Genomic DNA, 22,462 nt, shown 5'->3' with positions numbered 1-22,462 from the left:
GGGTGAAATGGAGAACGAAGCGGCGTGTTGCAGCTCGAACCCGGGCGGTTGGTTGGTTCTGATTCCCTATGCGTTACACTTACCTTGCCTACATTGGGCTGGCCGCACTGACGTTGGCCGGGAGCGAGGCGGCCTCTTCACCTTCGAAATCAGTCGATCGTTGGAAGGATTCTCTGGTGACGATCGAGGGGACGCGGCGGCAATACGATTTGTTTCAACCGTGGTCGCGCCGCGTCCGCACCACCACCAAGAGCGGGATTGTCATTGGTCCGCGTGAAGTGCTGACGACCGCCGAGGACTTGAATGACCGCACCCTTCTGCGATTTCAACGCGACGGGCGTGGATTGTGGTATGACGCCGAGTTGGTGTGGATTGACTACTATGCCAATCTGGCGGTGGTTTCCACGGAGAAAGCAGAGTTCTGGAGCGGATTGAAACCGGTTGGGTTTTTGTCTCCTGTTCCCATTGGCAAAGAAGGATTTCAGTTGTTGCGCTGGCGCAACGGCAATCTGGAAGTTCGGAAAATGGAGTTCAACCAGTGCGTGGTGGAGGACGCCAAGACGAGCCAGGCGCAGATGATTCAGTTTGAACTGAGCTCCGAGACCCAGGGGGTGGGTTGGGGTGAGGCGATTATCTTGGGCAACAAGGTTGCCGGAATGGCCTCGTCTCAAAACGGGAACACCTGCCGGGCCATCCCGGCCTCGACCATTGAACACGTGCTGAAGGCGCGCCGCGAGGGCGGTTACCGGGGACTCGGATTCTTCGATTTCGTGTGGCAGCAGGCGGAAAACCCTGATTTGTTGAGCCATCTCAAGTTGGAGGGCAAACCGCGCGGCGTGGTGGTGATCGAGGTGCCGAAGCAGCCCGTTTCCAGCACGGTCATGAAACCGCGGGATGTGATCTTGAAAGTCGATGGATTTGAGATCGACAGCGACGGTTATTATCGGGATCCCGATTATGGCAATTTGAACATGGAAGGTTTAGCGACGCGCCATCGCTGGGCCGGGGACGAGATTCCCATTCAGGTATTGCGGGACGGCAAGACGATGGAAGTGCGTTACAAGATCCCGGCGGTGAATTACCGGACCAAAATCCTTCCGGAACAACTGTTCGATCGCGAACCGGAATACTTGATTGTGGGAGGGCTCATTCTCCAACCCCTGAGCATTCCGCTCCTTCGCAGTTGGGGTGATGATTGGAAGCGCCGCGCGCCCTTCAGACTGGCCTATTATCGGAATGACGACCCGACCGAGGAACGTTCGGGGATGGTGATTCTCACCGGGATGCTCCCGGATCCGGTCAATGTGGGTTACCAAGACATGAGATTGCTGGTGCTGGATGAACTGAACGGGATGAAGATCGGCGGGTTGCAAGACGTGGCGAAAGCCTTGACGATGTCCAAAGACGGATTTCACCGGATGCAATTCGCCAAGGGCGACGCGATCCGAAGGCTGGTTTTGGACGCGAAAGAAGCGGAGTCATCGACGCCGCAGATTTTGAAACGTTACGGAATCCCCAAAGACAGGGTTATTCATGAAAACTCCGCGTCCCTGCCGCCGGGGGCGGTGCCCCCTCCCAGTGCCGGGGGTGAAACAGCCTCGCGCGGGGGCAGGCGATCGCGATAAGAGGGGCGCCATGAAACAAGGTTTCAGCTTGGTCAAGCCTGCGGAGGTGTTGAGAGCCGCGCGACATTCGATTCGAACCGTGATGGGGCTGGGGTTGATTCTTTTCCCGGCGTGGCTGGCCAACGCCCAACTTGAGAAGGGCAAAGCCGTTTCGACTTTGTGGGAACCCTGGGCGGTGACGGCTTCAGGGGTTTTTACGGAGGGGATTGAGGGGCCAGCCTGCGATCGTGATGGCCACATCTATGCCGTCAATTTTGCGCGTCAGCATACCCTCGGAAAGACGGCGCCCGATGGGCGGTCGGAAGTCTTTGTGACATTGCCTGAGGGCAGCACCGGGAACGGGATTGTGTTTGGTTTCGACGGGATGATGTATGTGGCGGACTACACCGGGCACAACGTCCTCAGAATCGATCCGAAGACACGGAAGATTGCCGTCTTCGCGCATGACAAGGGCATGAATCAGCCGAATGACTTGGCGCTGGCGCCGGACGGCATGCTTTATGGCAGTGATCCCAACTGGGGTCAGGGCACGGGTCAGATCTGGCGTTTCGATCGGTCAGGAAAGGTCAAGAAGGTGGCCGCGGACCTTGGGACCAGCAATGGCATCGAGATGAGTCCGGACGGGAAAACACTCTATGTGAACGAGAGCGTTCAGCGGAATGTCTGGGCCTGGACACGCGACGCGGCGGGAGATTTGAAAGACAAGCGGCTGGTGCGTCAATTTGAGGATTTCGGGTTTGACGGGATGAGGGCGGACATCGACGGGAATCTCTACATCACGCGCTATGGCAAAGGCACCGTGGTGAAGATGAGTCCGAAGGGAGAGATTCTGAAGGAGATTGGGGTCCTGGGAAGCAAGCCGAGCAATTTATGTTTTGGAGGCGAGGATGGCCGGACCGTTTACGTCACGGAAGTCGAGCACCGGCGATTGGTCGCTTTTCGGGTGGATCGTCCGGGGCTGGCCTGGCAGCGATGGCAAAGCCGGCCAGCCGCCAAGCCCTGAACACGGCGGAATGGAGATCGGCCGGAATCAGAGTCCGCGGACGAAGATCGCCAGGTTGCGCCGCATTTTCTCGCGGTTGACGGCGTCATAAAAATCGACCGGGTTGAAATCGTCGGTCAGGACGCGGCCGCTGCCCAGGGGATTCTCGCGGACGCTGGAAAAGGCATCACGCGCCTGATGGCGCACGCCGCCATAAACCGCGTCGAAATCGAACGTCCGAAGGATGGAGAGGTTTTCCCGGTCGGAGGCCACAAAAAACACGTTGCCATTGCCCGAGGCGTGGATGCGCACTTGCTTGAAGACCGCCCGCAGGGTTTGGTCGATCGATCCGACAAAGAAGTCCGCCCCTGCGGCGAAGTCGCCGAAGGAGTTGATGACGAGCACGCCGTGTGGTTCCAGGCGGCGTCGCATGGCGGCGAAGGCCTCCCGGGTCATGAGATGCGAGGGTGAGGAATCCCCGAGAAACGCGTCGAGGATGACCGCGTCGTAGCGAGTCTCCCCCTGGTTGAGATACTGCCTCCCGTCTCCCACGGCGATCTTCATCAAGGCCGGGTCGAAATCGAAGTAACGTTGCGCGAGTGGGATGACGTCCGGATTGATCTCGACGACGTCCACTTGAGTCCCTTCCCGGGCCAGTTGCATGGGGACGATGCCGATGCCCAATCCGATGCACAGCGCGCGATCCAATTTCTCGGTATAAGCCTTGGCCAATCCGTGGAGCATGAACGTGAAAAGCGAGGTGCTTTGTTTGCGTTCGCGGTCGTAGGTGTTTTGGACGAGATAATCGTTGAGGTAAATTCGGCGCGGATCGCCGCTGTCCAGTCCCTCCAGCACCTGGAGTTGGCCAAAGTTGGAATTGTGCCGGGCGATTTCCTTCATGCCCTTGAAACGCGGATGAGATTCGGCCCGGTAGGTAATTGCGGTCATGGCGGCGGAGACGAAGAGCGTGGCCACGGGGAGCGCGAGGTGCTTGCCGGCGCGGCCCCAGATCAGCGCGTAGATCAAGCCCAAGACCGCCAACAGGGCGGCGGTCAATCCCAGGGTGATGGAGTTCGGCAGCAGTGGCAGCAGCACATAACCGATCATGACCGCGCCCCCGACGCTGCCGAGGGTGCTGATGGCGGAAAGGCGCCCGGCCTGGCTTCCCACATTCTCCACGGACCTGGCCATGACCCGGATGAGAAAGGGCACCGTGGTTGCCATCAACGTCAGAGGGACCACGAACAAGCCTGCGGAGCAGAGCAGAGCGGCCAGGGGCAGAGGAAACTTCAAGCAGGCGTAGGCCATGGGCTCGACGAGTGGCATGCAGAGGACGAGGGCGAGACCGGCGGCGGCGAGAAAAGTGTAATAGAGCCCGAGTTTCGGAGTGCGATCGGCGGCCCACCCGCCCAGTTGATAACCGAACGCGAGCGAGACGAGGGTGACCGCAATCTGGGCGGTCCACACGAAATGGGAGGTCCCGACGAAGGGCGCCAGCATCTTGGCGCCCAGGATCTCGACGACCAGAACCGCGGCGCCCGAAAGCATCGCGGTCAGGTGCAGATAGCGGCGGAGCCCGGGAGTCCATTCCGGCGTGCGCGAAGGGGTGGAAAGGGAAGCGGGCGTGGGTGCAGTCATGCCGCGGAATGGATCACTTGGCGCCGGTTCCGAGCAGGACGACGGGAACGGTGCGCAGGAGGATTTTCAAATCGAGCCAGAGCGACCAATTGTCGATGTATTCCAAGTCCAGCCGCACCCAGTCGCGAAAGTCGGTGACGTTACTGCGGCCGCTGATTTGCCACAGGCAGGTGATGCCCGGCTTGACGCTGAGGCGGCGGCGATGGGCCAAGTCGTCAAAGCGCCGCACTTCATCCACCGGCAGCGGCCGGGGACCTACGAGGCTCATCTCGCCTCGCAGAACGTTGAAGAGTTGGGGAAATTCGTCGATGCTGTATTTGCGGAGCCATTTGCCGATGGGAGTAATCCTCGGATCGTGGGTGACTTTGAAGACGGGGCCGGACATTTCATTGAGGACCGCGAGTTCATGCTGGCGTTGCTCGGCGTCTGTGACCATGGAACGGAACTTGAGCATGGTAAAAGGGAGTCCATTCAATCCGCTCCGTTGCTGCCGGAAGAAGACGGGGCCTTTGGAGGTCAGTTTGATCAGCAAGGCCACCAGGGCCATGGGCAGGGCGCAGATCAGGAGCAGGGCCAGAGCACCGAAGATGTCGAGGAATTGTTTCGCGATGCCTTGCCAGGAGGCTTCGGGACCTGACCGAAAAACCATGATGGGCCGGCCGAAGAAATCGTCCACGGAAGTCTGGCTGAGCTGTGTTTTGAAGAGGTCGGCCATGAGCCAGACTTCCACGCCTTCGAGTTCGCAGGCGTGGATCGCCCGTTCAATCGTTTCGAAGTAGGTATGGCGCGCGGCGATGACGACGGCGCTTGGAGAGAGGTCATGGATACGTTCCACCAAGTTGCCGGCCGCGGTGCCCTCGAGCGGCATTTCGCCGGCGATTTCGAGGGAATTCCCAGCTTGTTTGGAGAGTTCGCGTCGAAGGGCCTGCGTTTCTTCGGGAGATCCGATCAGCAACAGGCGGGTGCCGAGGCGGGCTTGGCCGAAACCGGTGCGCAACAGGCGCCGAAAAACGATGAGGCGGATCGCGAGCATCAGAAAACTGACGATGCCGGACAGAATGATGACGGACCGGGCAGGTTGCTCGCGAGCGACGAACGAGACGGCCACGATCAGGCCTGTCATCCAAACCGAGGCCAGCAAGGCTTGCCAAAGGGCCGTTCGCATGGGTGCGGCTGGCGAGCGGGAATAGAATCCTTGAAACTCGAGAACGATGGGGGCGACGGGGAAGACGAACAAAGTCAGCCAGACATAGTCCTCGAACGGTTTGATTTCGGCCGAGCCGCCGAAAACCTCGATGCGCCAGTGGGAACGGATGAGGTGGGCGAGCCAGAACGCCAGGGTAAACAACCCCGCATCCAGGATCTTGTGAACCTGAGTGCGAATTTGTCTTTGTCGGCGGAGCATGGTTTATGGTGCCCGGGGTTTCGGAAGCCGGGCGTGCGGACCGGTAAACGGCGGCTAAGGTAACCGAGCCAGAGCCGGATTGGAAGTACCTTGCAGGGCGGAGTTTATCCCGGCGGTTGTTTGGAAGGCGGGGACGGCTTCCGTGATGAAGGCCTTCATTCGATCATAAGTGGCTCGCTCCTGGCCGGGGTGGCAGAGGGAAAAGACGGTGACGTAGGCCCATCGCTTCAGGGTGCCGGTTTGAACCATATCCCTGGCCATCCACCACATGCGGGTCAGGTGATCCTCGGTGAGCTGGTCTTCGGAGACGAACCAATAAACATAAATCCCCACCGCTTCGATTCTCTGGCCTTCGTGCAGAAGCAGTTTGCGGGTGGTCAACTTCATGACGGGCAGTTCGTAGGGTTGAGGCTTGGAAATGACGAGGCGGTCGCGCTCTGTTTGCTCGATTTTGAAGCCTTGGCCGGTCAGGCAGTATTGAGGCTTGTGGATGCTGGTGCGGTCACGGCCCATGAGGACGACGCTGACATCGGCGACGAACTGGTTGGGGGCCGTGTAGCGCTTGCGCCCGTAGGTGGTGTCCGCGGGAAGCCAGTCGAGTTCCATCCGGGTGACTTCCAATGGCGTGGAGTTAAACTGGCCGACTTGAGGGGGGAGGAAGACCGCGTTGGTGGCGGCAAGTTTCTTGTTTTCGTCGAAGAGCTCTTCCGCGACCAGTTTGAGGCCGGGTTGCCCGAGTTTGAGGCTGGATTGCAAACCTCCGAGAAAAAATCCCGTGACCCCGACCATGATGGCGAAGGCGATGAGAATGGTGACTGGGGAGGATTTCATGATTGGGCGCTGTCCTGGGCTGGTTCCAGGGGAGTCTCGGGATCCTCCGGGGGAACAGGGCTGGCAGGTTTGCGCGCTCGTTCTTCGTCGAGGAGCCAGCCCAAAGCGAAGAGTCCTCCAATCGCTGGGACGTAGGGAAGCATGCTCAGGAGGGAGTTATCGTGAACGAAGTTACCCGCCTCCTGGCCGAAAGCTTCCGCCGCGACAATGATGCAGGTCAGTCGAAAAACGTTGCCCAGGACGGCCAGCGGGATGGCCGAGGACAGCATCAGCACCCGTTTCCAGGGAACGCGGAGATAGACGAAGGCGTAGATCGTGCTCAAGGCGAGTGTGGCGGTCAGGCTGCGCAATCCGCTGCAAGCCGCCGCGACTTCATAGCTGAATGTATGTTTGGCATCCACGATCTGGGCGCCTTCCTGGATGATCGGAATACCCAGAATGGACCCCGCGACGAAGGCCGTGATTTCGGTGGCGATGAGCCGGAGTGGAAAGGTCAGGCTTTCGGCCATGGTTCCCAACGGGAAGCAAAACGCGAACAGGATGAACGGGAAGAAGACCGCTCGCAGGACGCCGACTCCCCAAGCCGCGCCCACGATCCCATAAACACCCAGGAAGAAAGCCAGGATGGAGATTCGAGTTTGCTGAATGAGGTAACCGAGAAGATGTCCGGCGAGCGCGATCGCCACGAGGATCAATCCCGGCCACCATGGGGCTTTGGTGACATCAAGGATTTCCTTCCGCTTCCACCATAAGAATCCCAGGACAACCAGGGGAATGATCTTGCCGTGGCTGTCGTCGGCACTTTGGTCGTAGGCGTAATCCATCCACACGAACAAGGATCGGGAAGCCTTGTAACCGAGGGTGGAATTGCCCATGAAATGGAAGAGGAGCCCCCAAAGGGAAAGCATGACCAGGAACAGCCCCTTCTGCGGCATGGCGTTCAAGCAGTCCAGGAATTCCTCCCGCCAAGATTTTCCCGGTGCTTTGCTGGCTACAGATTCGGTTTGTGTCGATTCGGTCATGTTGAACTCTGTGCGCAAGGACGCGCTCGGTTATGGGTCAGACAATGTCCCTGATCTTTTGCTCAATCAAATCTGTTTCTTGTCTTTTGCGGCTCAAGGACCTTGGCGTAGGCCGCGAGCAGTTGTTCGACAGAACAGTCCCAGTTGAGGACCTCGCGCATTCGACGGGCTCCAGCTTCCCCCATGGTTTTCCTCTGCACCGGGTCATCGAGAAGGGACAAAATGCCGTGGGCCAGAGCGGGTCCGGTGCTTGGGGAAACGTAGTGGCCGGCCTCAGCGGCCGAGGCGCGACCCTCTTTCAGATCGAAGAGGACCTGCGCTTTTCCAAAGGTCATGTATTCCAACACCTTGTTCATCGTGCAATGGTGGTTGTACGGGTTGATCGGGTCGCTTGACACACCGAGGTCAATCGTTTGCAGGGCCGAGAACAGGAATTCATTGGTCACTCGACCCGGCATGTCCACCCAATCTTCGAGCTGCAACTCCCGGCGCAGCGTGGTGAGGCGCTCGAACTCCGGCCCGGTCCCCATGAGCAGGAACTGAACGTCATGTCGTTTCTTCCCATGCACGATGTGATGGGCGGCTTGGAGAACGAGGTCCACGCCATCCGCGTTGCCCATGACTCCGACGTAGCCGACCAGGAATTTACGCCCCTTTTTCAGTTCAGGGCTGGCGCGATAATTGGAGGCGGCCACGCGGGGTGCCGTGCGGACGACGAAGACGCGGTCCGCATTTTTGTGGCCGCGCTGGAGGGCGATGGATTGAACGGAGGTGTTGGTGGCGAGAACGACATCAGCGCAGGCGTAGGTCCAACGTTCCGCCAGGCGGACCAAGCTATAAACGGCCCCGCGACGTTGGAACTTGGCTTCGAACATCTCCGGCCAGACGTCATGCACATCATAAATGACTTTGACGCCAAGAAGCTTGAAGGGCCAGGCGACCAGGAAGAGGAGATCGGGCGGATTGCAGAGGTGGATGATTTTGAAGCGGTGTTTGAGCCAGGCCTTCCATGCCAGCCATGTTTCTCCCAACAGGGCGCTGGCGTATTCTCGGGCGAACCCCATGAATCCGGAGGCTTCCTCGCTGATCCAGTGGCGGTAGATTTGAATGCCCTCGAGCACCTCCTCCGGTTTCATGTGCCCGCGCATGCGGGGGCAAATCACGGTGACTTGATATCCGGCATCCCTCAGGGCGCACGATTCCTGCCAGACCCGGCGGTCCAGCGGGACCGGCAGATTCTCCACCAAGATGAGCACTCCGGGCCGACCGGAGGAAGGCGGGTGTTGGGCGGGAGAGGCGTTGGCGGAGGCGGTCAAGGGCCTGGGAGGTTGTCGTCCGGATCACCAGCAGAATCCGTGGACGGGCCGGCCCACGGAGGCAAGCTCGGGCCAGCTGTTCACATCGAGAAAGGAGTGGCCTTCAGTGCAGGCGTTCTTGAGTTCGTCGAGGGTCGCGCAGCGTTGGGAGACGACGACGAGGCCCTGTGAGCCCAACGCTTCGGCCAGCGTCGGTTTCAGCAGGGAGGCGAGGTGAGGCATGCGCGCGTCGATGAGCCGCTTGTTGCTCCCGACGAGGCTGGCAAGATTCAGCGCCGGATCATAGATGCGGACGCGGTGGCCCCGGCCCAGGAAATACTGGGCCACTTCGACCATCGAACTTTCGCGCAGGTCGTCCGTCTGGGACTTGAAGGAAAGACCCAGAATCACGATTTCTGGACCGGCTCGTTCGACGATTTGGCCGAGCAGATTCTGCAAGTGCCGTTCGTTGCTGGGGAGCAGGCTTTCCACCATGGGGAGATGAAGGCCGACTTGGCGGGCGAGGTGGGAAACGGCGCGCACGTCTTTCGGCAGGCAGGAGCCGCCGAACGGATTTCCCGGGCGCAGGTAGTATGGCGAGATGTTCAGGCGTGTGTCCTGGCAAAGCAGCGCCATGACTTTTCGCGCGTCGACCTCGAGTTGTTTGCCGAGCCGGCCCATCTCGTTGGCGAAGGCGATCTTGGCGGCATGGAAGGCATTGCAGGCGTACTTGACCATTTCCGCCGTGTTCCAGGAAACCACCTCGACGCGTTCACCGGCCAGGGATTGGGCCAATGACTCGGGCGGAGTTTCTCCCCTGGCGGTGCCGAGGACCGCGAGGGAAGGATGCTCGAAGTCCTCGACTGCGGTCCCCTCGCGCATGAATTCGGGAAAATAGAGGATGCGGGCGAAGGGCGCGACGGTTTCGGCGGAGAAAAATTCCCGCACCAGCGCCGCCGTGCTTCCTGGCAGCATCGTGCTGCGGAACACGACCGTGTGGGGTCTTTGCTTGCGGGCGATCGCTTCCGCGATTTCGCCGGCGACGTGGCGGACATAGCTCAGGTCGAGCGCGCCCGCGGGAGTTGAGGGCGTGCCCACGCAAATGATAGAAATCTCGGAGTTCCGCACTGCATCTTCGCAGGAGGTGGTGGCGGTGAGTTGTCCCGAGGCGTGCCCGGCTCGAATCATTTCGCCGAGACCCGGCTCGACGATGGGTGATTCTCCCCGGGCAATGAGTTCGACTTTCTGGGGCGCGACATCGACACCCAGCACCCGGTGTCCGCGCCGGGCCAGGCATCCCGCCGTCACGGCCCCCACATAACCCAGGCCGAAAACACTCAGATTCATGAAGCGCGGGAGGCTAGGAAGGTGGTGCGGAAAAGGCAAGGATTATGGCCCCGGGCGACCAGCCGCAGGGCCGGCCCCGTTCTCACCTCGCGAAACTTCTGCGAACAGAATCCGCCAAGATCCTCCGGCAAGGAACCAAGATCTTCAGGCGGTTCCGGGAGGAACCATTCAACCTTTTGCCATGCCGCATCGAGTCCCACTTCGACCTCGAGATGGTCACGGGTTAGACGAAACATCCTCTCGTGGAGTGCCTCGACTTTCCAGCCCGGGGCGAATTGCCAGAACACGGTGAAAGGCTGGTCGGCCACGCCCGGAGCCGGTGTAAAGTTGTCATCCAACTGCCAGCCATTGCCTTCCACCAAGCGTGTCACGGTGCGCTCAGCCCATCCTTGGTTCAGCCGGAGAATCGCGTGCGAGGCATTGGATTCCGTCCGATCCAGCGCGGGACGGTCATGTTTTCCGCCCCACAAGAACGGACCACGGCGGCGCGGCTCCGCTCCGGCCACCGGAGTGGGACCGTTGTGAGCTCTCCAGGAGGCCAGATACTCGCGCAAACGCCGGTCTCCGTAGTAGGCGCCCGTCCCGGGATCGATGACGAAGGCCCGCGACTCGATCCACAGCGACAGATGCAAGGCATCCAAATGACCGTGAGCGGCCGTGGACAAGTAACCGAGCTCGGACAAGTCCCATCGCGCCATCCATCCGCCATCCATCCAGACAAGTTGTCCCGAGTCCGGAAAAAGGATCCGTCCCGGTGCCAGCGTGATGCAAGCCGGGCTGGAGCTGGGCGCCGGCGGCCCGCCCAGCCAATACTTCACGGGATTGTCCGCTTCCACCCCGTTCATCCAATGCATCCAAGTCTGAACATGCTCCTCCTCCCGGGTGGCCAAGGGTGTAACCCAGGCACTGTCGGAATCTCCATAATCCCACGGTTCGGATTCGGATTGGACCGTTACGAAAAAATCGATCGCGCGACCCAGCCGTTCCAGCACTGCGGGATGGATGGACCGGCCCGCGGATTGCAGCGCGAGCAAGGTCTGCCAGCAAAGCTCGAAGCTGAAGAGTTGGTAGTGAAGCGCTTGTTCCCGGTTGCCGCCATCGGGAGCGAACTGGGAGAGGACCTCGGCTTCCCACAGAAGCTGCAGCTCATCGACGGGTTTCGCGAATGAAGCCAACCCGGGCCGCGCGCTCAGAGCGACGATCAATCCCGCCAGTTCACCCAACAGATGGTTGTTGGCGGAGGAGCCGAAGGACCGGTGTCGCCACACAAAGGCGAGGTGGGCGGGAAGGAATTGTCCCGAGATGTTTTCGAGCCGTCTGGCGTGCTTCGGAACAAGAGGTTCCAGGAGCGATTCGATCCAGGCGTGTTGCATCAGGCGAATGCCCGCCTCCAGGGCGCTGGTCCAGTTCCAGCCTCGATAGGGCGGGTTTTTGCTCAGCCAGTCTTCGAGCAGACGGAGGACGAGTTCCGCCGGTATGGGATCTTGGAGTGCCCAGGCCGCCTGAGCCAGGCGAACGAGCGGGCTCCAGCGGCTGAGTTCCCAAATGAGCTTGATGTCCGCTCCCAGCGGAAGTTGGCGATGATTCAATCGGGCGGCGGGCCTCCGCGATTCGAAACTCGCGTTGACCCTGTAATCCTTGTGCCAGTCCGGTGGAATGGAAACCCGAAGCGGGAGATGTCCGAAGGCTGTCCATTGGCCTCGTGCCAGCAAAGGCCAGTCATGGGAGAGGGAGTCCAGGAGCGTGGATGGCATTCGGGCGCGGTCAGGCAATTGGGGAAAACTGCCGGGTTGGCGAGGGCCGGGCGGGAAGGGGCCGGGATCTCCACGCCATGCGTCCATCCATTGAGCGTACTTTTTGGCCGCGTGGCCCTTCCATTCCGCGGCGCTCATCGCGCGCAGTCGGTGCCAGTACCAGGAGAGCCGTTCGCCGGCCATGCTAAGCCTCGAAGCGATCCATTTCGACGGGGGCCGAGGATCGGATGGATTCCAGCGCGGCGAAGGTCAGTCGCATGCTCTCCCTTGCGACCGCATAGGGCAGGGGTGGCTCCGCGTGCCCGGAGAGGAAGGCAAGCCACGAGGCCATTTGCTCCGCATGGCCCTTGGATGTGTAGCGAAAACGGCGCTCTTTGCGTCCGGAGTGGAGGGTGAGTTCTTGAAAATTCTCGATGCGTCCCACCAAGCCCGATGCAAAAACGGTGAGCGACTCCTTCGGAAAGGACGAATCTCCGTCGCCCGAATAGATCAATTGGCCGCTCGATCCATCGGCAAATTCGATCTGCGCCGCGATGCTGTCCGGAAAGGGCAGGCGCCCTCCGACAGGGCCGATGGGCTGGGCGGTGACGCGTCGCACCGGCGAGCCGAGCAGAAAACACAGGTAATCGAAGAAATGGCAGGCCTCGCCCAAAACACGTCCGCCGCTTTCCGCCGGATGGGCGTACCAATGCTGGGGATCGAGCCTTCCGGCATTGACGAGGAAGGTTGCCGATTTCGGGCCGGGACAACGAGCCAGGGCGCGTTGGAGTTCCAGGCTGGCCGGGGCGAAGCGCCGGTTGAAGCCGACCTGGACATGCCCTTGGCGATCCTGGACGGTCCGGTCGATGGATCTCAGTTCCGCCAGGGTGAGGCAGAGGGGCTTTTCGACAAACACGGGGCGTCCAGCGGTCAACGCGGCCACGACATGCTGTTCATGCAGATGATGACGGGTCGCGATCAAGACCGCTCGCCGGCCCGCGGCGCTCAGAGCTTGCGCGGGATCGGTGCCTGCCGACGCGAATCCGAATTTGGTCCGAACGTGGTTGGCGCTGAGCGAGGTTTGATTCACCACCCAGCCGAGTTCCACACGGCCCTTGAGATGCGGCAGCAACATGGTGCGGGCGAAATTTCCCGCTCCGATGACATCCACCACCGAACAGGCTGAGTCGAGTTTCGATTCCTTTCGCGTTTCCAGGTTTCGCGCCGGAGCCCCCGGTTTCGCCTCTGAAAGGGATGCCTTCCCGGGCCGATATTCCAGGACCACGCCAATGTCTTCGGTTCCGGGGTTGCCGAGCGCGGCATAGATTTCGAGGGCATTCTCGAACGGCGCCCGCTTCGTGGTCAGTTCGGCCAATTTGAGGCCTCCTGTCGCCATGAGATGAAGGCACGCGTCGAAATTCCGCTGTTCGGTCCAGCGAACATAGCCGACGGGGTAATCGTGTCCGCCCCATTCATACGACGGATCATAGCGTCCGGGTCCGTAGGAACGGGAAAAACGCACTTCGAGCTCTTTCTCGTAAAAAATCTTCCAGGGCAGTTCGATCTTGGTGATGCCCACATCGACGAGACGTCCGCGGTCACGCAGCGCTTCGGCGGACTGCTCGATGGGGGCGTTGCTTTGAGTGGCGGTGCAGACGATTGCGGCATCGACCCCCATGCCCTCGGTCCAATCCCGGACGCAATCCGGCAGATTTTGAGCGCCGGGAATGACAAAACGTTCGGCTCCGGCGAGGCGGGCGTATTTTTCGCGGGCCGCTTGAAGATCCACGGCAAGCACGCGCGCCCCGGCCAACTGGAGAAGGTTGGTGATGAGCAAGCCGATGAGCCCCTGGCCCATGACCAAGAACCGGTCGCCGAGGGATGGCTCGGCCTGGCGCACAGCTTGCATGGCGATGGCCGCGAGGGTGGTGTAGGAGGCTTGCCAGCCTTCGACGCGGTCGGGAATTTTTGCCACCAGCAAATCGGGCAGCGCGATCCATTCGGCATGAAAGGCGCATTCCGCTCCGGCACAAGCCACGCGGTCGCCGACGCGAAAACGCGTGTTGAGTGGATCCACCGCCTCGATGATTCCGGCTGCGCTGTAGCCGAGGGGGGTTGGGGTCTCCAGCCGGTTGCGGACTTTTTCGAGCGCGTTTTTCCATCCCAAATTGCGGGCGGTGTCGAGCACCTTGCGGACTTGATCGGGACGGGCGCGGGCTTTTTGCAGGAGATTCATGCGAGCCTGCTCGACCTTCATCTTCTCGGTGCCGATGCTGATGACGGAATGGGTCGTGCGCACGAGCACCCCTCCGGGAGGAAGGGCGGGCAACGGCACTTCCTGGAGTTCGAGCCGCCCGTCCTGGTATTGCGCGATTTGTTTCACGAAAGCTGGGTGGGATTAACCGTCTTGTCCCCTTGGGGTCAACTGCGTAAACCGGCGCCCGGCAATGTGCTGACCAGCCAGCGGTGTTTGCCTCGCGCCGTTTTCTCCACTTCCTTGACCTCGCGCAGCACGAGTTGAAAGTCGTCGCCGAGCTTGCGCCGGATGCCTTGTTCGACGCGCTCCAGGCGCGACCGGTGAAACTGGGGGCCGGGCACGAAGCGAAATTCCACCTTTCCGGGCTCCTCCTGGAAGAACTGCACCGCATAGAGCCCGTCGAAAACGTCGTCGTGCATATTGAAGGCCGTCAGGCTGATCCTGCGCCCGTGGGCGCCGAGGAGGAATTCTTGATCCCGCCCCACCACTTCCACGACGGCCGGCCAGGGCCATTCGCGCCGGACTGAATCCGAATCCTCCGCCAGTCGCGCGAGATCGCCTGTTCGGTATCGAATGAGAGGCATGGCCTGGTTGTGGAACGAGGTGCCGATGATTTCCCGCAAACCTTCCTCGTCGGGGGGGCCGAATTCGACCAGGCCGTAGGCCGGAAAAAAGTGGAACCACTCGCTTTTTCGCCCTTCGCCGGCCAACACCACGCGTTCGGCATGGCCGTACCACCGGTAAACGCGGCAGCCGAACACGCGCTCCAACATGCGTTTCTGAGGGAGGGTCAGACGTTCCGACCCGCAGAGCACCGCCCGCAATGGAATGCGCCAGGATTGTCCGTGACGTTCAAGAAACTCGGCCAGTTGCAGGGCCGCGGAAGGATAGGCGTGCAACATTTCCGGACGGAATGTTTCGAGGGCTTCAAGGTACTCGGACAGGCGGTCCTCCATGAGATGGTAGGAGGAGAGCATCAGCCAGTTGCGGGTTGGGTCGTGGGAAACGATACGGCCTTTGGAATCGGAACTCGTGACGTGCCCGCGGATCACGGCGAGTTTCAGTCCATCCTCGTAGCCCGCCCGTCTCCACATGGCTTCAAGAAACGCCTGTTCTTTGGGGCGGCTGACACCCTTTTCGAGATAGAAGCCGGCGGGCACTCCGGTGGAGCCTCCGGTGGTGATATAAAGGCGTTTGGATTCTGGAACCTCTCTCGACACCAGGTTGGGAAGGTGGTCGATCAGGTTGCGTTTCTCGAGGGTGGGACAAATGGAAAGCTGGCGGAGATTTTGGAGATGTTCGGGTTTGAAGCCCGCTTGCAGGAACGCGCTCTGATAGTAGGGGCAGGTGCTCATGGCGTGATGCAGGGTGCGCCGGAGCTGTTTGATCTGGTACGCTTCGATTTCCTCCGCGTTCCAGGATTCCGATTCCTCTGCCAGCCGCCGAAAATCGAGATAGGACCGTCCCCAGCGCATGCGGGCCGGGAGCCGGCGGTAACACCAGCCCAACCCCTGGCGAACGCTTTCGGGAAGGCGTTCGTACAGGCCGAGCAGGGGATACAACCGGTCCTCAAGACTCATCGTGCGCGCAGGTTAAGACAGGCGCGGGCGCGGGCGAAGGAAATTTGAGGTGAGCAGACGGTGAGCGGGAGAAGCCGTTCCACGAGCCGATTCATGAATCGGTCGAGCCCATGGCCCCCTCACGCTGGCCGGAGTGCCGGTTATTTCAGGGATGGATGGGGAACGGAAACAACCGGATCCTCCGGGAGGCGAGTCGAACGCCGCGCCCACCGAAGTTTAGCCGAAGTCGAACGGGGATTGTCCCGGCGTTCCTCGGTCGAGGGGCGGACTGGTTCTGGCGCGATGTCGTCGAACCAGCCGCCGGACTTGCCCGCAAGAAAGGCTTTCTTCACCCGGCGGTCTTCCCCCGAATGAAAGGTCAAAATCGCGGCTCGACCGCCCGGGCGCAACAGCCCTGGCAGGAAGCGCAACAGGGTTTCCAAAGCCGAAAACTCGTCGTTCACCTCGATGCGCAGTGCCTGAAATACCCGGCGAATCGAAGCGTCCTGATCCGCTTTGGAGACTCGGACATGAACCGTCCGGATCGCGTCCGCCAAGGCCATGGTGCTCGAGAAGTTTCGTCCAGCCAATTCGGAAGCGAGCAAGGCGGCGTGCGGTTCGTCAGCGTGCGACTCCAACAAAAGCTGGAGAGAGGCCGGGGAGGACTTCGCGAGGAGTGCTGAAGCGGGATAGCCTCTGGCCGGATTCATTCTCATGTCGAGCGGGCCGTCGAACTTGGCGGAGAATCCCCGGGCCGGATTGTCCAGTTGCATTGATGACACGCCGAGATCCACGAGCAGTCCATCCACCGCTTCAATGCCCAGCGCAGCCAGCACCTGAGGAAGTCCGGCAAAGTTGCTGCGCCGGATGACGGCAAGGTCTTCACTCCATGCTTGTTCCCTTAATCGGCTCTCGGTTTTCTGAAGCTCGATGGGGTCCGCGTCGATCCCGATCAGTTTTCCTCCCGGCACCAGTTTCGGGAGAATGGCCAAGGCGTGGCCGCCGTATCCAAGCGTGCCATCGACGAAGATTTCACCTGGACGAGGGCGGAGCGCGTCCAGCGTTTCGGAGACCATGATCGGACGGTGGGTGCCAGCGGGTGTCTTGCCGCTGGCCAGCACTATGGCCACCGTGTCACCGAATCGATCCGGCTGGTGTTCCTTGTACTTGTCCTCGAATCGTCTCGGGTATTTCCCTGAATAGCGCGGTCTCCGCCGCCGGGGCGCCGAATCACCTGCGTGCGGGGCGGACGAAGATGGCGGAGGCAGGGGTTCGCTCAAGTGATATGGGCGCCCTGGGTTTCCACGTAGACGGCGTAGAGTGAGGAGCTGCCGGTCATGAAAAGCCGGTTGCGCTTTTTGCCTCCGAAGCAAAGGTTGGAGCAAATTTCGGGAAGGAGAATCATGCCGATGCGCGTGCCGTCGGGAGCGAAGATATGGACCCCGTCGAAGCCGGCCCCGTGCCATCCCGCCGAGGCCCAGACGTTGCCGTCCACGTCGCAACGAATGCCGTCCGAGCCGCCCTGGCCGCCGACCGTGAAGTTGCCATCTCGTCCTTTGATGGACCGGGGTTGCATCGCCATGTTGACGAAGACTTTGCCGTTTTTGAGTTGGGTGGAGCCTGCGATGTCCCAGACCTTGATGTTCCGCGGCGCTCCGGTGTCGGCGACATAAAGTTTCTGGTAATCGTGGGAAAAGCAGAGGCCATTCGGCTTTTCGATTTCGTCGGTGACCTTTTCGATCTTGCCCGACTTGGGATCGATCCGATAGACGGCTTCCTTCAATTCGAGGGCGCCTTTCCAGCCTTCATAATTCATCATGCTGCCGTAGCCCGGATCCGTGAACCAGATGCCGCCGTCGGGATGCACGATGGCGTCGTTCGGGGCGTTGAACGGCTTGCCGTTGAAGCGGTCCGCCAGGACCGTCACGCGACCGTTGTATTCGTAGCGGACGACCCGGCGGTTGCCGTGTTCGCAACTGATTTGGCGTCCTTCAAAGTCGAAGGTGTTGCCGTTGCTGTTGCCGGCGGGACTGCGGAAGGTGGTGACGCGTCCGTCGTCCTCGATCCAGCGCAATTGCACGTCGTTGGGGATGTCGCTCCAGAGCAGGTAGCGGCCCACTCCATTCCAGGCGGGTCCTTCGGCCCAGAGCATGTTTGGGTCATGGTACAACCGCTGGACTGGCGTGTTGCCTAATTTGTATTTGTCGAAACGCGGATCAAGCGAAACCAGATCCGGATCCGGATAGCGCATTGGAATGACACCGGTCCAGTCGCGAGCGGCCTGGGCGCTGGCGGAGGATGGAAGCAGGGCTGTGGAGAGGGCGCCGAGGGCGGAAGCTTTGAGAAAGGCGCGCCGATCGGGTGTGGCAGGGTGGGGTTTAGGATTCATAGGGCAGCAAAGCGATGGCGGCGGACAAGTTTGCTTGGGACGCCTGAGTTTCAGGTGTGAGCGTCAAAACAGGCAAGCACGGATTGGACTCAGACCGGGTTCATTTTGGCGCCCAGAGTGGTGGGAAGTGGCGGAGGTGTCTTGTTCAGCAGGGCGCGCTTTCGCATCCTCGAGAAGACGTAGAGGTTGAAGAAGTGCATCGCGCCGAGGACCAACAAGACGCGCCCCACCTTCAGGCTCAGCGCTTCGACGGCAACGCGGGTGGTATCCACCGGGTCATTCGATTTCAGCGCCAGGGTGACGAAGCCCACGTTGATCAAGGAGAAGCCGACGACGAGCAAGTGATTGACGGAATCGGCCAGGGGCTCATTCCCGAGGAAGCTGTCCACGAGAAAAATGCGTCCGTTCTTATGGATCATGCGCGCCACCCAGACCGTGAGGGCGACGCTGATGAGGAGGTAGGCGAGGTAGGTATGAACGACGTAGTCGCCCGCCGCGACGGTTGGATTCTCAGGATTCATAAGATGCCTTTCGTGCTTGTCATTTCTGTAATGACAGAAATATGTGCATCAATTGTTCCGCGAGGTCGCAAGCGAAATCGTCACGAGCCCTGAGGGGGGGGGCGGGGACCAAGAAGGGATGCGCGGTTAATCCCGAGGTTTCAAGCGGTTCGCGCCCCCGGTGGGGCTGTCGATCAGGAGTGAGCGGAGCGCGGCCGGATCCCGGGTCGGCGCCTGGCAGGTTTGGCCGGTGCAGACATAGGCGAGCGGGGCTCCGGCCAGGGGCAGGGTCTTGGCGAAGGGTTCAACGGCACCCGTGGTTCCCAGCACGACCATGCCGGGCTGGTAAACCTGAAGGATGTTCCGCAAGAGCTGCGCGGTGCCCGGTTCGGCGGGGTTTCCGGTGACGACCACCCGGCGGGGTACATCGATCCAAAAATCGAGCGCGAGGAGGAGGTGAGGCACCGCCTGGGGCAGTTCCTGCAGGCGGTCGGCGAACAGACGCAGCGTCTTCTCCGCGGCCTCGCGAAAATCCGGCCGTTCCGTGATGGTGGCCAGCCGAAGCAAGACCCCGGTGGCCACCGAGTTTCCCGACGGCTCGGCACCGTCGTAGTCCTCCTTGAGCCGGAGAATCAGATCGGAAGCCTGGCCGGCGCTTTGCCAAAAACCGCCATTCGCCGCGTCGAAAAATCCTTTCAACATCGACTCGCACAACTCGACGCAGAAGCTCAGCGCCGAAGGTTCCAGCGTGGCTTGATAATAGTCCAGGACTCCGGAAGCGAGGAAGGCGTAGGCGTCGAGCAATTGAACGTCGTCCCGGTGCCCCTCGCGCCAGCGGTGGTAGAGTGTTTTTGTATCCGGATCCCAAAGGCGGCGTTGCAAAAAGCGCAGGTTGCGGCGGGCCATTTCGAGATAGGCGGGTTCCTCCAGTATCGCGTAGGCGCGGGCGCATGCTCCCAGCATCAACCCGTTCCAGGAAGAAAGGATCTTGTCGTCCCGATGCGGGCGAACGCGCTTGGCGCGCGCCGAGAAGAGCTTGGCTTGGACGGATTGGAGCAAGGGTTCCTCGCCCGGGGAGAGCCGGGCGTCCGCGACGTGAAGAACGTTTTGGCCCGCCAGCGCCTGGGGATCGCTATGATCGTGAAAATTGCCTTCGGCGGTGATGCCATAGTAGCGGATGGCGAGGGCGGCTTCCTCCGGGGCGAGCAAAGTCCGGATCTCATCGAGCGTCCAGCAATAGAATTTGCCTTCCTTGCCTTCGCTGTCGGCGTCTTCCGCGGAGTAGAACCCGCCCTCCGGATGCGTCATGTCCCGGCGAATGTATTCAAGCAGCCGGCGAACCGTTTGCGCGTGACCCGGGTGGCCCGAAACGCGGTAGGCGTCGAGGTAGAGGCCGGCGAGTTGGGCGTTGTCATAGAGCATCTTTTCGAAGTGCGGGACGAGCCATTTCCGATCGACGGAGTAGCGGGAAAATCCGCCGCCGAGTTGGTCGTGCAGCCCTCCGGCCGCCATTCGTTCACAGGTGTGCAACACCATGCGGAGAGCACGGTCATCTTGGCGCCGCACTGCCTGCCTGAGCATAAAAGCGGGCTGGCTCGGTCGTGGAAACTTCGGGGCATTCCCGAACCCTCCGTGCTTTTCGTCGTATTCATCCTTGAACTTGGCGAAGGCGTGATCGAGTTCGCGCAACGTCAGAACACGACCAGCCTCCGGCTCCCTCGCGGTGAATTTCTGGAGTTGAGCGTGCGTTTGCGACGCGGAAGCGAAAACGTCCGCCTTTCGCTCGGTCCAGATTTCGTGAATGTGTTCGAGCAACTGCCGAAACCCGGGCCGGCCCAGCTTGGCCTCGGGCGGGAAGTAGGTGCCGCCATAGAACGGCTTGAGATCTGGAGTCAGAAAAACATTCAAAGGCCAGCCGCCGCCTCCCTGCGTCGATTGAACGTAGGTCATGTAGATTTTGTCCACGTCCGGCCTTTCTTCACGATCCACCTTGATCGAGATGAAATGCGCGTTGAGAAAGGAGGCGATCGATTTGTTTTCAAATGTCTCCCGTTCCATCACGTGGCACCAGTGGCAGGTGGAATAACCGATGCTGAGAAAGAGGGGCTTCCCTGATTCCCGGGCGAGGCGGAAGGCTTCGGAGCTCCATGGCAGCCAATCCACCGGGTTGAATTGGTGTTGCAGCAGGTAGGGCGACTTCTCTTGAGAAAGTTGATTGGGACGTCGGCTGGGATGCGAGGCTGGAGGAATCGAACTCATGGATTGGGTGGGCTTCGGCGAGGGAGGAGGCTGGCAGGAGGACACGAGGAGGGCGAGCCAAAGCGCTGCGGTTCGAGAAGCAAGCGCCCCAGGCCGCTTGGGAGGTCGGGAAAGCACCGATGGAAAGGAGGCGATTGAACGATTCGGCATCCGGCTCAATCTACGCTCCACCCGCTCAGGGTAAAGCGGAGAGGTCGTGTCCAGAACCAAGAATATTCGTGGTCCTCTCTCGGATGTCATCGCCCCTATTCCGTGGCTTTGGGGCTTTAACCTGCCTATTTCATGCACGGGACGCCCGATGAGGACACCGGGCCTGCAAACACAGAGGCAGGCGCGATTTTAGGCCGCGTGCCCTCACGAGGCAAACGGTCGAGGATTCAAGCTCAGTATGAATGATCCGGTTAGACCTCCCGACTCACTTGATGATGAGTAACTTCAGCATCAAGTGAGTCGGGAGGTTCAACCAACCTTGACCTCCACCCGGGCCAAACTTACCCTTGTTACATCACCGGGGAGCCTGTCGGACTCTGGTTCAATCGACCATCGAGTCCAGGCTGAGAGGGTGGCGCGCGAGCGTCGCCGACCCGCATGACCTTGAACCACGACTGAATGGCTTGGAAATCGGCGGGCGCCCGCGCGAAGCACGCTTGCCTCACTCCATTGCCTTTGAGCCGTCGTTCAAAGGTTGAACCTGATCCGGATCATGCCGGCGAAGGGAGATTCCCTCCTTTCCCGCCACTATTTTTATGATTGCCGACAAATCATTCATCCAGCCGCACAGTTCCGAGCCTTTGCCCAACAGCCGCAGGATCTACGCCTCCGGCACCCTCCATCCCGGTGTACGCGTGCCCATGCGCGAGATCGCCCTCGCCCCCACCAAGAGCATGAGCGGAACCTTGCACCAGAACGAGTCCGTCCGCGTCTATGATTGCTCCGGGCCCTGGGGCGACCCCGCGTTTACCGGCAGCGTAGAGCAAGGGCTTCCCGCGTTGCGCCGCGAATGGATCCTCGCCCGCGGCGACGTGGAGGAGATTGACGGTCGCGAAGTGAAGCCGCAGGACAACGGCTACCTCTCCGGCCAACACGCCGAATACGCGAGCAAAGCCGAGAAGAACCGTCTCCTGGAGTTCCCCGGCATGCCTTCGCAACCACGCCGCCCCCTCCGCGCCCTATCCGGGAAGGTCGTCACGCAACTCGCCTACGCCCGCGCGGGCATCATCACACCCGAGATGGAATTCATTGCCATACGCGAGAACATGGGAAGAACGCAGATGGCAGATGGCAGATCGAAGATAGGAGATTTGTCTCGCGACATCGTTCGAAACGATTTGGACAAGCAGCATATCGGCTCATCCCAACTCCCAACTTCCAACTCCTATCTCCCAAGCATCTTCCGCCGCTTCCCCCAACGCATCCCCGTCGAGATCACCCCCGAATTCGTCCGCGCCGAAGTCGCCGCCGGCCGCGCCATCATCCCGAACAACATCAACCATCCCGAGTCCGAGCCGATGATCATCGGGCGCAACTTCCTCGTGAAGATCAACGCCAACATCGGCAACAGCGCCGTCGCGTCCAGCATCGAGGAGGAAGTCGAGAAGATGCGCTGGGCCACCAAATGGG

General features: G+C 60.8%; 16 protein-coding genes. 3 read left to right on the top strand and 13 right to left on the bottom strand.

All coding sequences use genetic code 11. The features are described from left to right. Positions 1-68: 68 nt before the first annotated feature. Positions 69-1,625 (top strand): hypothetical protein, encoded by a 1,557-nt coding sequence (locus FJ404_00080; protein ID MBM3821286.1) that lies wholly within the window; start codon positions 69-71, stop codon positions 1,623-1,625. A gap of 82 nt (positions 1,626-1,707) precedes the next feature. Continuing rightward, positions 1,708-2,628: an SMP-30/gluconolactonase/LRE family protein gene (locus tag FJ404_00075; protein ID MBM3821285.1), complete on the top strand. Its 921-nt coding sequence runs from the start codon at positions 1,708-1,710 to the stop codon at positions 2,626-2,628. Between the two features lie 27 nt (positions 2,629-2,655). Here FJ404_00075 and FJ404_00070 read toward each other — a convergent pair whose 3' ends face one another. The 13 genes from FJ404_00070 to FJ404_00010 all read right to left on the bottom strand — a co-directional run bounded on the left by FJ404_00070 (position 2,656) and on the right by FJ404_00010 (position 20,842). Then, positions 2,656-4,245, bottom strand: a complete 1,590-nt coding sequence (locus FJ404_00070) for a methyltransferase domain-containing protein (protein MBM3821284.1) — start codon at positions 4,243-4,245, stop codon at positions 2,656-2,658. A gap of 13 nt (positions 4,246-4,258) precedes the next feature. After that, the gene (locus tag FJ404_00065; GenBank protein ID MBM3821283.1) at positions 4,259-5,650 is read right to left on the bottom strand and encodes a sugar transferase; all 1,392 of its coding nucleotides are present in this window, start codon (positions 5,648-5,650) and stop codon (positions 4,259-4,261) included. 54 nt (positions 5,651-5,704) lie between these two features. Continuing rightward, positions 5,705-6,481 (bottom strand): exosortase-associated EpsI family protein, encoded by a 777-nt coding sequence (locus FJ404_00060; GenBank protein MBM3821282.1) that lies wholly within the window; start codon positions 6,479-6,481, stop codon positions 5,705-5,707. Next, positions 6,478-7,503: an exosortase/archaeosortase family protein gene (locus tag FJ404_00055; GenBank protein ID MBM3821281.1), complete on the bottom strand. Its 1,026-nt coding sequence runs from the start codon at positions 7,501-7,503 to the stop codon at positions 6,478-6,480. The genes FJ404_00060 and FJ404_00055 overlap by 4 nt, the downstream gene beginning before the upstream one ends. 62 nt (positions 7,504-7,565) lie before the next feature. After that, a complete protein-coding gene (locus tag FJ404_00050; GenBank protein ID MBM3821280.1) occupies positions 7,566-8,819 on the bottom strand; it encodes a glycosyltransferase family 4 protein in 1,254 nt (417 codons plus the stop codon). Positions 8,820-8,843: 24 nt separating this feature from the next. Beyond that, positions 8,844-10,145 carry a nucleotide sugar dehydrogenase gene (locus FJ404_00045; GenBank protein ID MBM3821279.1) on the bottom strand — a complete coding sequence of 434 codons (1,302 nt, stop codon included), beginning with the start codon at positions 10,143-10,145 and terminating at the stop codon, positions 8,844-8,846. Continuing rightward, positions 10,142-12,082: a hypothetical protein gene (locus FJ404_00040; protein ID MBM3821278.1), complete on the bottom strand. Its 1,941-nt coding sequence runs from the start codon at positions 12,080-12,082 to the stop codon at positions 10,142-10,144. The genes FJ404_00045 and FJ404_00040 overlap by 4 nt, the downstream gene beginning before the upstream one ends. Position 12,083: 1 nt before the next feature. After that, positions 12,084-14,261: a zinc-binding dehydrogenase gene (locus tag FJ404_00035; protein ID MBM3821277.1), complete on the bottom strand. Its 2,178-nt coding sequence runs from the start codon at positions 14,259-14,261 to the stop codon at positions 12,084-12,086. Positions 14,262-14,299: 38 nt separating this feature from the next. After that, complete coding sequence (locus FJ404_00030; GenBank protein MBM3821276.1) at positions 14,300-15,715, bottom strand: phenylacetate--CoA ligase family protein; 1,416 nt, start codon at positions 15,713-15,715, stop codon at positions 14,300-14,302. Positions 15,716-15,855: 140 nt separating this feature from the next. Then, positions 15,856-16,962 (bottom strand): 16S rRNA (cytosine(1402)-N(4))-methyltransferase RsmH, encoded by a 1,107-nt coding sequence (rsmH, locus tag FJ404_00025; GenBank protein MBM3821275.1) that lies wholly within the window; start codon positions 16,960-16,962, stop codon positions 15,856-15,858. An 8-nt stretch (positions 16,963-16,970) separates the two neighbouring features. Next, positions 16,971-18,083 (bottom strand): SMP-30/gluconolactonase/LRE family protein, encoded by a 1,113-nt coding sequence (locus FJ404_00020; GenBank protein ID MBM3821274.1) that lies wholly within the window; start codon positions 18,081-18,083, stop codon positions 16,971-16,973. Positions 18,084-18,172: 89 nt separating this feature from the next. Then, the gene (locus FJ404_00015; protein MBM3821273.1) at positions 18,173-18,604 is read right to left on the bottom strand and encodes a hypothetical protein; all 432 of its coding nucleotides are present in this window, start codon (positions 18,602-18,604) and stop codon (positions 18,173-18,175) included. Positions 18,605-18,730: 126 nt separating this feature from the next. After that, positions 18,731-20,842 carry a thioredoxin domain-containing protein gene (locus FJ404_00010; GenBank protein ID MBM3821272.1) on the bottom strand — a complete coding sequence of 704 codons (2,112 nt, stop codon included), beginning with the start codon at positions 20,840-20,842 and terminating at the stop codon, positions 18,731-18,733. A gap of 746 nt (positions 20,843-21,588) precedes the next feature. On the opposite strand from FJ404_00010, the gene FJ404_00005 reads away from it, so the two are divergent. Further along, on the top strand, positions 21,589-22,462 hold an 874-nt coding region (locus FJ404_00005), incomplete at its 3' end, for a phosphomethylpyrimidine synthase (GenBank protein ID MBM3821271.1).

The sequence above is a fragment of the Verrucomicrobiota bacterium genome, from assembly GCA_016871495.1.
Lineage (GTDB): Bacteria > Verrucomicrobiota > Verrucomicrobiia > Limisphaerales > VHDF01 > VHDF01.
This window is presented reverse-complemented; position numbering and strand designations above follow the sequence as displayed.